Raw genomic sequence first — 15,502 nt, forward strand, 5'->3', positions numbered from 1 at the left:
ATAGTGACTATCAATTCCTTGATCCTCTGATGCTAGAACAAATCCATGATCAGACCGTAAATGTGTAGGACTAGGAAACAGTAATGGCCACAGATGATCTATGTCAGAATTTAACCCTTCGCATTGGGGAACTGCTAGGGATGCTGCAAAGTTTGCAGTCTCGCATTACTAGCCTAGAAGAATGCGATCGCCGTCAGTACCAATTAATTGCCATTCTGGTAGCGGTAAATTTGGGATTAAATAACCCCCTGACTAATCAACTTTTTAACATTCAGGATGGCCCGGCGGCCCAGTGGGCCTGTGAAGCCCAGGAGGATCAACGGTAATGATTAGTTTGCGGTTTCAACCAACACCGATCACTGACCACGGCCTGATCCGGTGGCATCTCTCCTTAATGAATGGAGATCGCCCAGTGGATCAAATCAATGCCTATAGCGGTTCACCCTATGCCCAGGCACTAAATACAGGGTCACGCGATTTTCCTGGTAGCTTGCGGCCTCTCCCTCCTGGTCGCTGGAAAATTGGCCCGATTGAAGACGCGGGCGGAAGTTGGGGCGAAGGGATCGGGCGGTACTGGATTGATCTGCTACCCATGGCAGGTACTCAAACCTATGGGCGATCAGCGTTTGGTATCCACCTAGACGCAAACCACCATCAACCTAGGGGCCGTGGTAGTGCTGGCTGTATTGTCACCCCTAGGGAAGCCGATCTACAGCGGGTATTAGGTTGGCTACGGGCCAAGGCAAAACCTGAATTTCTGGTGTGTTCCCATTCAACAGCGATCGCCGCCGGACAAGTGGCCTACAACATAACCGCAGTGCGGCGGGCCTGGCTGGATACGATCGCATGGGCAGAGGGAACCGACGGGCCTCATGGCTACCGTACAATTTTCAGTTATAAATTTTTCTCTGATTTCTCAGACCATCCACGGCAGATTCAAAAATCTGGCCCCTTGTCCAGCGATGCCGCTGGCCGGTATCAGTTTCTCTCAACAACATGGGATGAATGTAAACACGCCCTTGATCTCCCTGATTTTTCTCCGGCAAGTCAGGATCAAGCGGCTTTGTGGTTGATTGACAAGAAACGGCAAGCCTTAGAATTTTGCGATCGCTTGATGATAGGGCCAGCGTTGGATCGGCTTTCCTATGAATGGGCCAGCTTACCGGCGGCCAGTGGTAGGGGGCGATACGGTCAACCGATCAAGTCTGTTCCCCAAATTAGGGCAAAGTTGACGAAAATTTTACAATCAAGTGGTAATGGGCAATCATGCCATCCCCTCGCCCCTTTACCCTAGAAAACCCGACAAAACTTGCAAGCTCGGTCTCTTTAGCCCCATGGTTCTAGAATTAATATAGTCACGTCAAGAAATGTAAAACTGTGCCATACCGTCTTTGAGTTTCATTTTTGCCCAAGCCTTTGTATTAGAATAGGCTCAGCAGCCACTCACTGATCAGATCAAGGCAATACACCCTATTCATTTTTAATTTGTAGTCATTTTTAATTTGGTTGAATTGGGCCATGGGCGAATCAAAGCGACGGAAGGAAACCCTAGGGGAAAAGTATGGCCAGGATGAACCGATCCTCCCTTGGCTGCCGTTAACCAAAAAGCAAGCGGCCCAGGCCCAAGGCATGGTGACCCGTGGTACTTGGTTTGGCATTGTTTTTTTAGTCCTGCTCTGGGTCACGGTTCGCTTCATTGGCCCTAGCTTAGGCTGGTGGCAGTTGAGTGGCAATTAACCCTAGAGCTAAGGCCAGAAAAAGGATTTAGGGATGCCTCTGTTGATAATGGGCTAAACCCTAATAGCCCTAATATTGATTAACTTGATTCACCTATATTGATTAATTTGTGACGATTGGGAAATCTTTGGAACGCCTTGAATGGCCGCGCCTATGTGAGCATTTAGCGACATTTGCGACGACAAAGCGGGCTGTTTTATCGCTGCAAGAGGGGGGTGACTTACCACAAACCCAGGCGGAAAGCCAGGTCTTATTGACCCAAACCCAGGAGATTGTCTGCCTGGAAACGGAATTTTATACCCATCTCGACTTTAGTGGCATTGCGGATATAGATGCATCCCTGCATCGAGGGGAGCGGGGGGGAATTTTAACGGGGGAGGAACTGTTGGCGATCGCCCGCACCCTAGGGACGGCCCGCCATCTCCGTCGCCAAATTGCCAGTTATCCCGTCCTAGAGGCGTTAAATACTTTAGTTGACGGTCTACGTACCCACCCGGAACTGGAGCAGGAGATTCATCACTGTATTACGGATCAGGGCCAGGTCAGCGATCGCGCCAGTGATGTCCTCGCCCAACTGCGTCAACAGCAACGTCAGGTGCGCCAGCAGATTCAAGGGGCCTTGCAGCACATTATTCAACGCCGTAGTCAGGCCCTCCAGGATAATGTGATCACCCAACGGGGCGATCGCTATGTTTTAGCGGTTAAGGCCCAACAAAAAGATGCGGTTCCCGGTCTGGTGCACGATAGTTCTGCCAGTGGGGCAACCCTCTACATTGAACCCCAAAGCACTGTTGATCTGAATAATCGCCTCGGCCAGTTCATCCGCGAGGAAGATATTGAAGCCACCCGCATTCGCCAACAACTCAGCCAATCCATTAGTGCGGTCTCCCCAGATATTTGGCATCTATTAACGGTTGTCACCGCCCTAGATAGGGCCACGGCCCGGGCCCGCTATAGTCTCTGGTTGGGGGGGCATCCACCCCGATTTAGTTCTGATCAGGAGCCTATTTGCCTGAGGTATCTGCGCCATCCCCTCTTGTTGTGGCAAGAGCAGCACGAACAGGGTCAGACCGTTGTTCCCATCGACCTGTTGATTGATCCGGCGATTCGGGTTGTCACCCTGACGGGGCCAAATACGGGGGGTAAAACGGCCACCCTAAAAGCCCTGGGCTTGGCGGCCCTCATGGCGAAGGCGGGGCTATTTATTCCTGCCAAGGAGCCGGTGGAACTGCCCTGGTTCCAAGGAATTTGGGCGGATATTGGTGATGAGCAATCCCTGGAGCAAAGTTTATCCACATTTTCCGGGCATATTCGCAGTATTTCCGACATTTTGGAGCAGTTGGAAGTCGGTTCCCAGCTAAATTTAGTTCTGCTGGATGAGGTGGGAGCGGGGACGGATCCCAGTGAAGGGACAGCCTTGGCGATCGCCCTGTTGCGTTATCTGGCGGATCATGCCCATTTGACCCTGGCAACCACCCACTTTGGGGAACTCAAGGCCCTGAAGTACCAAGACCCCCGGTTTGAAAATGCCTCCGTTGAATTTGATCAAGACACCCTTGGCCCCACCTATCGACTACTCTGGGGTATTCCTGGCCAATCCAATGCCCTCGCGATCGCCCGTCGTTTGGGCCTAAAACCAGAGATTATTGAAGCCGCTACCACTCGCTTAGACCCCGAGGGGGATCAGGTGAATCAAGTGATTGCCGGTCTAGTGAGTCAACGGCAACGACAAATGGCTAAGGCCGATGCGGCGGCCACGCTCCTAAGGGAGACAGAGGCCCTTCACCAAGAACTCATCCGCAAAGCCCAATATCTCCAAGAACGGGAACAGCGACTCCGCCAACAGCAGGAAACGGACGTGCGGACTAGTATTACCCAGGCCCAAGCGGAAATTGCCCAGGTGATTCGCACCCTGCAACAGGGGCCCCAAACCGCGGCCGCCGCAGAAGAAGCGCATCGGGCCCTAAGCCAAATTAGCGATCGGGCGATACCGCCACCCCCGTCCCCTGGATTTCAACCCCACGTGGGCGATCGGGTGCGTTTGCCCCAATGGCAGCAGACTGGCGAAATTATTGATCTAAATCAAAGCGGTGATTTAGTTGTGCGCCTCGGCCAACTCAAACTCACGGTTCCACCGACGGCGGTAGAATCCTTGAGCGGTGAAAAAGTAACGCCCCCTAATACCCCCAGTCCTAAAACCCCTAGAAAGCCAGCCCAGGCCCCATCGGCACTAACCTCTACCCCAACGTCCCAGGTTCCTTTAATTCGCAGCGATCGCAAAACCCTAGATCTGCGGGGAAAACGGGTTCATGAAGCGGAAATGCTCCTAGATGAGGCCCTCAACCAAGCAACGGACATTCTCTGGATTATCCATGGCCACGGTACGGGCAAACTGCGAAATTTTGTCCAAGAGTTTTTGAAACATCATCCCAGTGTCCATCACTATCACTTTGGCGATCGCGAAGATGGGGGCAAAGGCGTAACGATCGCCCACGTCAGATTTAGCTAACTTTCAACACTTCTGCCTTGCAGGGTAATTTCATAATGAAAATTGCTTGGAGTGAATAGCTGTAACGACAATTTGTAGCTATACAATTACGGAGAGCAGCGTTTTGTCACATTCGGTTCTTGCGAGGGCGAGTTATTGCCGTTGTCCATGCGGAACGAGAAGATTGCACCCGTATTATTTCTGTAAGAAAAGCGACAAAATATGAACAACGAGCCTACTTCGAGCAACTCTCAAACTGATTGGCAACGATTGGATGCGATGAGCGAGGAAGATATTGATTTGTCGGATTGTCCAGAGATTACGCCGGAAATGTTTGCCAAGGCGGTAGTGCGTCGGGGCTTACCTGCTAAAAAAGCCAAGGCTCAAGTGACACTCCGCATTGATAGCGATGTATTGGAATGGTTTAAGTCCCAAGGGCGGGGCTATCAAACACAGATCAATCAATTGCTACGGGCGTATATGGAAGCACATCAGCAATAGGTAGGTTGATGTTGTTGCACGAGAAACCGCGATCTCGATGGCTTAAAAACCCGTTTGCACCCGACCATCGATAGGTTGTCTACTGGGAACGAAAGTTCGTCTGTAGCGGGTGATTGGGAACGTTAGCATTTTCAGAGTGGTGAGTGTCAAATTCCAGTTGGAATTGACCAAAATCGCTACAAGACACGCGATCGCCGCCAAAATACCTCAGGGGCTACACATCTAAAATTAGCTGGCTAAATACTCATGAATATCACCCCGCCGTTTCCGCAGTTTTCCGAGGGCTTCCCGCTCAATCTGCCGCACCCGTTCCCGACTGATATTAAGTAAATCCCCCACTTTAGCCAGGGTGAGGGGCTGCCCATCCTCTAGGCCAAACCGCAGGGCTAACACCTGCCGCTGCTGGGTGGTGAGATCCGCCATGAGTCGATCTAAATCCGATCGCAGGGAAGATTGGGAGGTAAACTCTTCCGGGGACATGGAGGTGTCTTCTAGGAGTTCTCCCAGTTCCGTATCTTGGTTATCTCCCACCCGCACATCCAAGGATAGGGGTTGGCGGGCCCGTTCCAGGTACTCCCGCACTTGGGCCGGTGTGAGTTCCAGTTCCTCAGCCAGTTCGCCGATCGTTGCCGATCGCCCCAGTTTTTGAGAAAGTTGGCGTTGGGCTTTTTTAATTTTGTTGAGTTTTTCGGTAATGTGAATCGGTAAACGAATCGTCCGACCCTTCTCCGCGATCGCCCGTGTAATTGCTTGCCGAATCCACCAGTAGGCATAGGTGGAAAACCGATACCCCTTGGTCGGATCAAACTTTTCTACGCCCCGCTGCATGCCAATGGTGCCTTCTTGGATCAGGTCGAGGAGATCCACATTACGTTTAATATACTTTTTGGCCACGGAAACCACGAGGCGCAGATTGGCCTCCACCATTTTTCGCTTAGCGCGATCGCCGATTTCCAGTTGATCCTCCAGTTCCTCCGGCGTTAATTCCGCCGCCTGGGCCCATTCTGCTGTGCTGGGGGGGTGGCCCAGGGTTTCCTCAAGCTGCTGATATAGCTCATTGAGGGCCGCTAACTGCTGCACCTGCTTACCGAAGACAACTTCTTGTTCGTGGGTGAGGAGGGGGACGCGACCAATTTCCCGTAGGTAGGTACGTACTAAATCTTTTGAGGTGTCCATGCTAGCCATCGCTATTTTAGAGGTTTACAGCAAGGTGAATTTAACAATACAGGTAAGGGGTGACCAATGGGTGCAGAGGTGAACTTAAATTTAGCCAAAGTTGCCAAGGAATTTCTGGAAGATCGTGGTTGCAGCGGCCGGTTATGTGTCCTGTATATTAAGAATCTTAACATTTCTACATCATATTACTGGGAATCCTAACACTCATCGTCTAACTTCTTAATGTTTTCTTTATATTTCAAGCATAAATATTAACCAAGCCGCGGACGAAGAACGGGATTTAGGATAGGGTATACCTGATATTCTGTTGCTGCTGTAAGGCTTGTTACATGACAACCTCCTCCACACCTGCCCCTACCCCTGATCGTATTGAATATGACACCATGGGGCCGGTTGCAGTTCCCGGCGATCGCTACTGGGGGGCGCAAACCGCTCGATCCCTGAAATACTTTCCCATTGGTGGGTTACGAATGCCCCAGGAGATGATTTGGGGCCTGGCCATCCTCAAGCAGGCGGCGGCGATCGTCAACCGAGATCTGGGGAAGCTTTCTCCAGAGCAAGCAGCCTGGATTATTCAGGCCAGCCAAGAGGTGATTGAGGGGAAATGGACGGATCATTTTCCCTTGAGCATTTGGCAAACCGGCAGCGGCACCCAAACCAACATGAACGTGAACGAAGTGATTGCCAACCGAGCCAACCAGCTAGCGGGCAGTGAACTGGGGAGTAAAAGCCCGATCCATCCCAATGATCACGTCAATTGTAGTCAATCCTCTAACGATACATTTCCCACTGCCATGCATATTGCCGCCGTTGCCGGTCTGCACCATCGCCTTTTACCTACCCTACACCACCTCAACCAGACCCTAGGGGAAAAAATGAAGGCCTTTGCCGACATTATTAAAATTGGCCGCACCCATCTGATGGATGCCGTTCCCCTCAGTCTCGGTCAAGAATTTTCCGGTTATCAGGCCCAAATCACCCAGAATATTGCCTGGATTGAGATGGCCTTACCCCCCCTATACGAATTAGCCATTGGCGGCACGGCGGTGGGAACAGGGCTAAATAGTCCCCCTCACTTTGGCGATCGCGTCGCCGCAGAAATCGCCCAACTAACGGGCTTTCCTTTTTGTTCAGCAAAAAATAAATTTGCCGCCCTAGCGGCCCACGATCCCCTGGTGATGATGAGTGGAGTCCTGAAAACCCTGGCCTGCGCCCTCATGAAAATGGCCAATGATATTCGCTGGTTAGCCTCGGGGCCTCGCTGTGGCTTGGGGGAGTTAATCTTACCCGCCAATGAACCGGGGTCGTCGATTATGCCGGGCAAGGTAAATCCCACCCAATCCGAGAGCCTAACGATGGTCTGTGTTCAGGTGATGGGCCACGATGGGGCGATCGCCATGGCCGGCTCCCAGGGCAATTTTGAGTTAAATGTGTTTAAGCCCCTGATCATCCATAACCTCCTCCGTTCCATTGAACTCCTCAGTGATGGCTGCCAAGCCTTTACCGACTATTGCCTGGTGGGGATTGAACCCAACCGTGAGCAGATTCAAACCTATTTAGATCGCTCCCTGATGCTTGTGACCGCCCTGAATCCCCACATTGGCTATGACAAAGCTGCCCAAGTCGCCAAAAAAGCCTACGAAGACGGAACCACCCTTAAGCAAGCCTGCCTGGATTTAGGGGTTTTGACCGCCGAGGAATTTGATCACTGGGTGCGGCCAGAAAAAATGCTATCCCCATAGCAATAATTCTCGTCGGGGAGAGTTAAACTCTTCTTCCAAGGTTATGGGGGGCGATCGGGTTAAGGTGGGGGAGAAATATCCCACTGCATCGAAGCAGCCTCGCTTATGTCACAGCAAGATTTTGGTCTAATTGGTTTAGCGGTCATGGGGGAAAATCTCGCCCTCAATGTCGAGCGCAATGGCTTTTCCGTTGCCGTTTACAATCGCACCGCCTCAAAAACAGACGCTTTCATGGCCGAACGAGCCAGTGGGCGAAACTTCAAAGCCACCTATACCCTGGAAGAACTGGTTAGCTCCCTAGAGCGGCCCCGCCGCATCCTCGCCATGGTCAAAGCCGGCCCACCGGTGGATGCCCTGATTGAACAACTTAAGCCCCTCCTAGAACCCGGTGATATTCTCATTGATGGCGGCAACTCCCTCTACACCGATACGGAAAGACGAGTCAAGGCAATGGAAGCCGACGGCCTCTGCTTTTTTGGCATGGGGGTCAGTGGCGGCGAAGAGGGTGCCCTCAATGGCCCCAGTCTTATGCCCGGTGGTAGCACCGATGCCTATCAAGCCCTAGAACCCATTCTCACCAAAATTGCCGCCCAGGTGGATGATGGCCCCTGTGTTACCTACATTGGCCCTGGCGGGGCAGGTCACTACGTCAAGATGGTTCACAACGGCATTGAATATGGGGACATGCAACTGATTGCCGAAGCCTATGATTTACTCAAAACTGTTTTGGGGTTAAACCATGAGCAACTCCATCAGGTCTTTAGTCAGTGGAATACCACCCCAGAACTGAATTCCTTTTTAATTGAGATCACCAGTGAAATCTTTACCTATATTGATCCCGATACCAATCTGCCCCTAGTAGATGTGATTGTGGATGCGGCGGCCCAAAAGGGAACGGGGCGTTGGACCGTGGAAACGGCCCTAGAATTGGGTGTGAGTATTCCCACGATTACCGCTGCGGTGAATGCGCGGATCATGTCCTCCATTAAGGCAGAACGGGTGGCGGCGGCCGCTGCTTTGCCAGGGCCCACAGGTAAGTATGAAGGAGACACCCAAGAATTTATCAACAAGGTGCGGGATGCCCTCTACTGCTCGAAAATTTGCTCCTATGCCCAGGGTATGGCCCTCATTGGTAAGGCATCCCAGGAATTTTTTGGCGGTGCCCTTAATTTGGGCGAAATTGCCCGCATTTGGAAGGGGGGCTGTATTATCCGGGCGGGATTTTTAAACAAGATTAAAAAAGCCTACGATGAAAACCCCACGCTGCCCAATCTTCTCTTGGCTCCTGAGTTTAAGCAAACGATTTTGGATAAGCAGGGGGCCTGGCGGGATGTTCTTATCGAAGCCACTCGTCTAGGCATTGCCTCGCCGGCCTTTGGGGCCTCCCTGGAATATTTTGATAGCTACCGCCGCGATCGCCTGCCCCAAAATCTCACCCAAGCCCAACGGGACTTCTTTGGGGCCCATACCTATGAACGCTTAGATAAGCCCGGTTCCTTCCATACGGAATGGGTGCCGATCCAGGAATCTACGGCGGAGTCCTAGCCCCTAGGGAGGGTTGGAGTCTTGGCACACCCCCAGACATCATCGCCTGAATCTTCATCGCCTGAATTCTCATCGGGGTCGTCCCCTTATTTTCTGGGCTTAGATTTTGGTACCTCCGGGGTCCGTAGTGTGGTGATTGATGCCGCTGGGGTGGCGATCGCCACCCAGGAAATCCGTTGGCCAATTGTTCCCCTGTCCGACTATCCTGCTCTCTGGCAAGACACCCTGTGGCAGTTAATTTTAGGGATTCCCGAAAACCTGCGATCGCAGTTGGGCCGCATTGCTATTGATGGCACCTCAGGCACGGTGTTATTCTGTGATGCCCAGGGACAGCCCCAGGTAGAACCCCTGCTATACAACGACGATCGCCCTCGGGACTGTTTACCCCAGTTGGGGGCGATCGCCCCGGCGAATCATGTGGTTCTAAGTGCCACCTCCAGCCTGGCAAAGTTACTGTGGTGGCGATCGCAGCAGGATCATGCTGGGCGATCAAGGGTGAAATACCTGCTCCATCAAGCCGATTGGCTGGGCTTTTTACTCCATGGTCAACTGGGGATCAGTGACTATCACAATTGCCTAAAACTGGGTTACGACCCTACCACCCTCAGCTATCCTGACTGGTTTGATCACCCCGACCTAGTAGACCTTAAACCCCTACTTCCCCAGGGGGTCACTCCGGGCCAGGCGATCGCCCCCATTGCACCCCCCCCTATTGCCCCATCCCGATTCCTCGGCCTACCCAAGGACTGTCAAATCTGTGCCGGAACCACCGATAGTATTGCCGCATTTTTGGCCAGTGGCGTGAGTCAACCGGGGCAAGGGGTTACATCCTTGGGATCAACCCTGGTTCTAAAACTCCTGAGTCGTTATCCCGTGGGCGATCGGGCGGCGGGTATTTATAGCCATCGTCTTGGGGATTACTGGCTGGTGGGTGGGGCATCTAACTGTGGCGGTGCCATTCTCCGAAAATTTTTTACTGATCAGGAAATAAATGACCTCAGTCAACGGATCAACCCTCACCAGTCTACCCAGTTGGATTATTATCCGCTCTTAGCACCTGGGGAGCGGTTTCCCATCAATGATCCTGATTACCAGCCCCGTTTAGACCCCCGCCCTGAAGATGACACTCTGTTTTTACAGGGACTCCTGGAAAGTTTGGCCCGGATCGAGGCGGAGGGGTATCACCGCTTGGCCCAATTAGGGGCATCTCCCCTGATCGAGGTGTATACCGCTGGGGGCGGCGCAAAAAATGAAACTTGGCAACAGATTCGCCAGGCTTACCTCCAGGTTCCGGTGCAGAGATCGCCCCATCCAGAAGCAGCCTATGGAGCAGCCCGATTGGCTCAACGGGGATTATCGTTTCTCCAAAAAAACTATGTATGATGGGGTATAAGCAATTTTTAGATTTTTTTAATTTGTGACCTGTGATTATGCCTACCACCCTTCCCCAAGAACGGCAATCCCAGACCATTGAACGTAAGCCCTACCCCAACTATAAGGTGATTGTCCTCAACGATGATTTCAATACCTTTCAACACGTTGCCGCCTGCCTAATGAAATATATCCCCAATATGAGTCAGGAACGGGCCTGGGAATTGACGAACGAAGTCCACTATCAAGGGTTGGCGATCGTTTGGGTGGGGCCCCAAGAGCAGGCGGAACTTTACCACATGCAACTTCAGCGGGCGGGCCTGACCATGGCCCCCATCGAACCTGAATAGCAGCTATTTCTATTTGACGAGTTGCTATTTAACGATTTCGCCAAAGTCCCCTAGCACCCCGCCAATATTTCGCAACAGGGAGAGTAACCCTAGGCGATTGGCTTTAATCACTGGATCTGGGGCCATGACTAAGACACTTTCGGGGCCATCAAAGAAGCGGCTGACAATGGGAGCGAGGGCCCCTAAAACCGCAATAATCTGCCCATAATCTCCCTGATCTTGGGCGGTTTTCACCGTTGGTAAGGTGTCTTGAAGAGCTTGGTAAAACTCCCGTTCAATGGGTTCCTGAAGCTTGTCGATCGCAATGCCCTCTAAACTTAGGGTGTGGCGTTCCACCGTTCCTTGCCGCGCTAACCGAGCCGCCCGATTCACCGTGGCATAGATGGGTTGGAGGCTGCCCTCTTGACGCATTCGTTGTAAAAACTGGGCGCGATCGCGGGCATCTAGGACATCCCCTAGGACTTGGGCGGTTGCCGAAGCATCGCTATTTCCGAGGACGGCATTCACCAGATCGTAGTCAATTGGGTGGGTGGGGTCTTCCTCTAGGAGTGTCCGCAGGCGTTGACCGAAAAAGTCCTGAAGCTGATCTTGGAGTTGGCTGGGGTTCGCGGTCTTTGGGTAGGTTTGGCAAAAGTGCTGACTGGTTTCCTGGAGCACCTGATGCAGATTCAGGGGTAAACGGGCTTCCCAGAGAATTAAAAGGACGGCATTGGCGGCCCGCCGCAAGGCAAAGGGATCGGAAGAGCCAGTGGGAATTTGACCTAAACCAAATAGACAGGTCAGGGTATCCAGGCGATCGGCTAGGCCCACCACCTGACCCGTGAGACTTTCGGGGAGGCGATCGCCCCCATGGCGGGGTAAGTAATGGTCAAAAATTCCCTGGGAGACGGCGGCCGACTCGCCACTTTTTTCAGCATAGACTTGGCCCATTCGCCCCTGAAGCTCTGGAAATTCCCCTACCATTTGGCTGACGAGATCATTTTTGCACAGCTCGGCCGTGCGTTGAATCTCATTTTTCTGCTTGGGTTTGAGTTTCAGGTGATCGGCGATCGCCCCAGCTAGGGCTTGAATCCGCGCCATCTTTGCGGCCATGGATCCCAATTCATCCTGGAATGTAACCGTTTCTAGTTTAGTGCCGTAGTCGGCTAGGGGCTTAGCCAGATCTGCCTGGTAGAAAAACTGGCCATCGGCTAACCGGGCCCGAATCACCCGCTCGTTTCCCTGGCGAATGATGTCAGCGGCCTGGGGATCCCCATTGCTAATGGTAATAAAGTGGGGTAGCAGCTTCGTGTGGGCGCGATCGCCATAGACAGGAAAATATCGCTGGTGGGTCACCATCACCGTGGTAATCACCTCTGGGGGTAAGGCTAAAAATTCCGGCTCAAAATTGCCTAGGACGGCGGTGGGCCATTCCACTAAATGGGTGACTTCGTTGAGGAGGGTCTCGGTGATGTCCGTGTAACCCTTCACCGTGTTTGCCCGATCATTCACCTGGTCAATAATTTTTGCTTTCCGTTCCTCAGGATCAACCTCAATGTACCCCTGGGCCATAGTCTCCCCATAGTCTTGGGCCCGCTCTAGGGTGATGGGATCGGCGGCTAACACCCGGTGGCCCCAGGTCTGGCGATCGCTGGTGATTTTTACCGACTGACTTTCTAAGGTCACGGGTAAGACCTGATCATCCCAGAGAGCTACCAGCCAGCGAATGGGTCGGGAAAAACGCAGTTCTCCATCACTCCAACGCATAAATCGCGGCCCCTCTAGTTGGCTAATCCAGTTGGGAATCCATTCTGATAATAGGGTTGGCGTGGCCTGGCCCCTCAGGGTTTGCTTCAGAAAAACCACATCCCCCTTTTCTGTACTCCGAATCTCTATATCCTCTAGGACGGCCTGGCGCGATCGCAAAAACCCCTGTAATGCCTTTGTTGGCTCTCCGTTCTTAAAGGCAATAGCCGCTGCGGGGCCCTTCACCTCACTGTGTTGGTCGGGTTGTTGCGCTGGTAAGCCGTCTAAAACCAGCACCAATCGCCGTGGCGTACCCAAAACATTGACCGTTGCCCCCAATCCGTGATCCTGTAAATGGGCAGGAATCATCCGCTGCCACTGGGCGATCGCTGATTGGACAAAACTAGCGGGTAAATCTTCCGTTCCCACTTCTAGAAGAAAACTATGTTGGCTTGAGTCAGTCATGGCGTATTATTGCTATTCGTTTCGTTTTTGTTTTGTACGTGTGTTGTTGCATCCTTGGAAGACCTGTTGCGATCAATCCAGTGTCAACGACTCGGATCAATCCAGTTTTTTTACCCTCAGTCTTCAAGTTTATAACTCTCTGGCGTAAGTCCTGGTTAAAATAGGTGTACGTTATGAATCATGATTGATCGTGATTGATCACGCTGGTGTAGCTCAGTTGGTAGAGCAACTGACTTGTAATCAGTAGGCCAGGAGTTCGAGTCTCCTCACCAGCTTCCCCAAAAAAACCTAAAAAACCCAGTAAAATCAATGGTTTCAGGCTCTCGCGTGATAAAGGGAATGTATTTTTCTCTCAAGGAATTAGATATTGTTAGGGGTATTTGGGCATAGTTTTGGGGTAGATATGGGGTAATGCTCTAGGGCATGATGGGTACAAGGTTGATACACGGAGTTTGTACCCCATGGCTAAGACGGCAACCAAGGCAAAGAAGGGTAGTGTTACATTAAAAAACTCGAATGGCAGGTTACAACTGGTTTTCAGTTACCCCATTCTTGCCCCAAATGGTGAAACAGTACGCAAGCGGTTTTATCTGTCTACAGGGTTTGAAGATACGCCGATTAATCGTCAACGGGCCGGGGTGATTGCAGCAACAATCCAGCGAGATATTGACTACGCTGAGCTTGACACCACCCTGGAACGGTACAAGCCAGCTAGTCTTGCTGCGGGTGGTGTTTCGCCTGAGTCTATGGGGCTGTTGGCGTTGTGGCAAAAATACGTTGACTTCAAAGCACCGCAGGTAGCACCCCATACGCTCTTGAAGGATTTTTGCCAAGTACAGCGAGCGATTGAGAGGTTGCCTAGCGACTCACTGGGGGAGGCTGCCAGTATCCGTGATGGGTTGCTGGGTAATATGCCTGTTAACAGTGCCAAGCGGGTTTTGACTCAGATAAAAGCGTGTTGCAAGTGGGCGATCGCTGAAAAGCTCATCAGTGAAAATCCGTTTGCTGAAATGAAAATCACATTGCCGAAGGGTAGCGGTTCACCTGTGATTGAGCCATTCACGATGGAGGAACGCGATCGCATTCTGGAAGCATTCAGGGTACACCGATACTACAGCCACTACCATCCGCTGGTTAAATTTCTGTTTTCTACGGGCTGCCGGCCCGGTGAAGCTCTTGCATTGCAGTGGCGGCACGTTCAAGATGAGCAAATTTTGTTTGAACAGCGTTTGAGCATGACCGAGAATGGTTTGCAGGTTATCCCTGGCTTAAAGACGCAAAGGCGGCGTACATTCCCGCTTAACCAGGAATTGAAGGCATTTTTAGCTGACCTACGGGAATCATGCCAAGGTAATCCTGAAGATTACTTGTTTCTTGCCCCTGGCGGCGGGTTTCTGGATAGCCACAATTTTTGCAATCGGGGCTGGAAAACGATACTAAGCGAGTGCGGTAGCGGATACCGCAAGCTCTATCAAACCCGCCATAGCTTTATCACCTGGCTGTGTGAGGCAAACGTCAACACGTTGGCGGTGAGCCGCTGGTGTGGGACAAGCGTCGCCATGATCGAGCGACATTACGCGGCAAGCAACCTAAACACCATCCCACCGAGTCTATAGGCATGGAAAAATCATTAATCGCCACTTACGGCAATTTAGCTATAGTCATGATGCAAGAACTGGTAAAAACCTACCAGTTCAGTTCTAGTCAGTTTGAGATGTTCAGGGTTAAACAAGCTCAAAGGGTGGCGATCGCCCGTTGGTTACTCCATCTTGAGCATGATTATCCTAGCGAAAATTTACCTCTAGGGCTTAAGCCATTCGCCCTTGAATTACGGGAACTCCATGAGCTTCTGACAGGCTTGAGCGTATTAGATGGTAATTTGCCTGATGCCGATTTTTGGTGGCTTGAGATTGTCAAGGAACGGCAATTCGTCTGGTTTATGGGCACACTTAGCGATCGCCGCGCGTATGTGAACAAGGCTAGTTTCTTGAGATTCACTCAAACGTACATTGAACGGTTAGAAAGTTTTGACCCGACACCTGAGGCTAAATCATACAAACAGACACATCCAACACCTGCCGAGGATTTATTGATGAGTGTGGTGCAATTCCATGTAAGGGCAGGCGACTGGCAGGATAACGACACATTTAGCGTCCCATATCGAAAATGGCTTAAATCCATGTTGGCGATCGCTAATGCAATTTACAAACATCCGTCATTCGTACCCGTGATCTCCGATGGGTCAGGACAAATCATACTGGGGCAAAAAGGCCGTCAGCGGGACGATACTAAGGCTGATCTGCCTGACCTGTGAAGCCGTATAACCAAAATTGCAACATTAGAAACCGCGATCGCTGACTTTTGAACGATTTTACTTTAACAGCGGTACAACATTGACTTTC

13 protein-coding genes and 1 tRNA gene are annotated in these 15,502 nt (G+C 51.7%); 12 read left to right on the top strand and 2 right to left on the bottom strand.

Features of this window, described 5'->3' with window-relative positions; all coding sequences use genetic code 11:
- The first annotated feature begins 83 nt into the window (after positions 1 to 83).
- From L3556_RS14345 to L3556_RS14365, 5 genes are all read left to right on the top strand, one after another.
- Positions 84 to 326, top strand: a complete 243-nt coding sequence (locus L3556_RS14345; protein WP_277868025.1) for a hypothetical protein — start codon at positions 84 to 86, stop codon at positions 324 to 326.
- Positions 326 to 1,294: a glycoside hydrolase family protein gene (locus L3556_RS14350; protein ID WP_277868026.1), complete on the top strand. Its 969-nt coding sequence runs from the start codon at positions 326 to 328 to the stop codon at positions 1,292 to 1,294. The genes L3556_RS14345 and L3556_RS14350 overlap by 1 nt, the downstream gene beginning before the upstream one ends.
- 224 nt (positions 1,295 to 1,518) lie before the next feature.
- A complete protein-coding gene (locus L3556_RS14355) occupies positions 1,519 to 1,737 on the top strand; it encodes a DUF2839 domain-containing protein (protein ID WP_277868027.1) in 219 nt (72 codons plus the stop codon).
- 109 nt (positions 1,738 to 1,846) lie between these two features.
- Positions 1,847 to 4,246 carry an endonuclease MutS2 gene (locus L3556_RS14360; RefSeq protein WP_277868028.1) on the top strand — a complete coding sequence of 800 codons (2,400 nt, stop codon included), beginning with the start codon at positions 1,847 to 1,849 and terminating at the stop codon, positions 4,244 to 4,246.
- Positions 4,247 to 4,504: 258 nt separating this feature from the next.
- Positions 4,505 to 4,726, top strand: a complete 222-nt coding sequence (locus tag L3556_RS14365; protein ID WP_277868029.1) for a BrnA antitoxin family protein — start codon at positions 4,505 to 4,507, stop codon at positions 4,724 to 4,726.
- 228 nt (positions 4,727 to 4,954) lie between these two features.
- On the opposite strand, the gene L3556_RS14370 is transcribed toward L3556_RS14365, so the two are convergent.
- Positions 4,955 to 5,911: an RNA polymerase sigma factor, RpoD/SigA family gene (locus tag L3556_RS14370; RefSeq protein ID WP_277868030.1), complete on the bottom strand. Its 957-nt coding sequence runs from the start codon at positions 5,909 to 5,911 to the stop codon at positions 4,955 to 4,957.
- Positions 5,912 to 6,231: 320 nt separating this feature from the next.
- Here L3556_RS14370 and fumC point away from each other — a divergent pair, with 320 nt between their 5' ends.
- The 4 genes from fumC (at position 6,232) to clpS (ending at position 10,910) form a co-directional block, all read left to right on the top strand.
- The gene (gene fumC, locus L3556_RS14375; protein ID WP_277868031.1) at positions 6,232 to 7,644 is read left to right on the top strand and encodes a class II fumarate hydratase; all 1,413 of its coding nucleotides are present in this window, start codon (positions 6,232 to 6,234) and stop codon (positions 7,642 to 7,644) included.
- Between the two features lie 105 nt (positions 7,645 to 7,749).
- Positions 7,750 to 9,189: an NADP-dependent phosphogluconate dehydrogenase gene (gene gndA / locus L3556_RS14380; protein WP_277868032.1), complete on the top strand. Its 1,440-nt coding sequence runs from the start codon at positions 7,750 to 7,752 to the stop codon at positions 9,187 to 9,189.
- A gap of 129 nt (positions 9,190 to 9,318) precedes the next feature.
- On the top strand, positions 9,319 to 10,572 hold the full coding sequence (locus L3556_RS14385) for an FGGY-family carbohydrate kinase (protein ID WP_277868033.1): 1,254 nt from the start codon (positions 9,319 to 9,321) through the stop codon (positions 10,570 to 10,572).
- Positions 10,573 to 10,619: 47 nt separating this feature from the next.
- Positions 10,620 to 10,910, top strand: a complete 291-nt coding sequence (clpS, locus tag L3556_RS14390) for an ATP-dependent Clp protease adapter ClpS (RefSeq protein WP_277868034.1) — start codon at positions 10,620 to 10,622, stop codon at positions 10,908 to 10,910.
- 24 nt (positions 10,911 to 10,934) lie between these two features.
- On the opposite strand, the gene glyS is transcribed toward clpS, so the two are convergent.
- Positions 10,935 to 13,100 (bottom strand): glycine--tRNA ligase subunit beta, encoded by a 2,166-nt coding sequence (gene glyS / locus L3556_RS14395; RefSeq protein WP_277868035.1) that lies wholly within the window; start codon positions 13,098 to 13,100, stop codon positions 10,935 to 10,937.
- A 202-nt stretch (positions 13,101 to 13,302) separates the two neighbouring features.
- Between glyS and L3556_RS14400 the strand changes: the two genes are divergently transcribed.
- The 3 genes from L3556_RS14400 to L3556_RS14410 all read left to right on the top strand — a co-directional run bounded on the left by L3556_RS14400 (position 13,303) and on the right by L3556_RS14410 (position 15,414).
- Positions 13,303 to 13,375, top strand: a tRNA-Thr gene (locus tag L3556_RS14400).
- A 186-nt stretch (positions 13,376 to 13,561) separates the two neighbouring features.
- On the top strand, positions 13,562 to 14,716 hold the full coding sequence (locus L3556_RS14405) for a site-specific integrase (protein WP_277868036.1): 1,155 nt from the start codon (positions 13,562 to 13,564) through the stop codon (positions 14,714 to 14,716).
- A gap of 2 nt (positions 14,717 to 14,718) precedes the next feature.
- Complete coding sequence (locus L3556_RS14410) at positions 14,719 to 15,414, top strand: hypothetical protein (protein ID WP_277868037.1); 696 nt, start codon at positions 14,719 to 14,721, stop codon at positions 15,412 to 15,414.
- The last annotated feature ends 88 nt before the right edge of the window (positions 15,415 to 15,502 follow it).

It is taken from the genome of Candidatus Synechococcus calcipolaris G9 (assembly GCF_029582805.1).
Lineage (GTDB): Bacteria > Cyanobacteriota > Cyanobacteriia > Thermosynechococcales > Thermosynechococcaceae > Synechococcus_F > Synechococcus_F calcipolaris.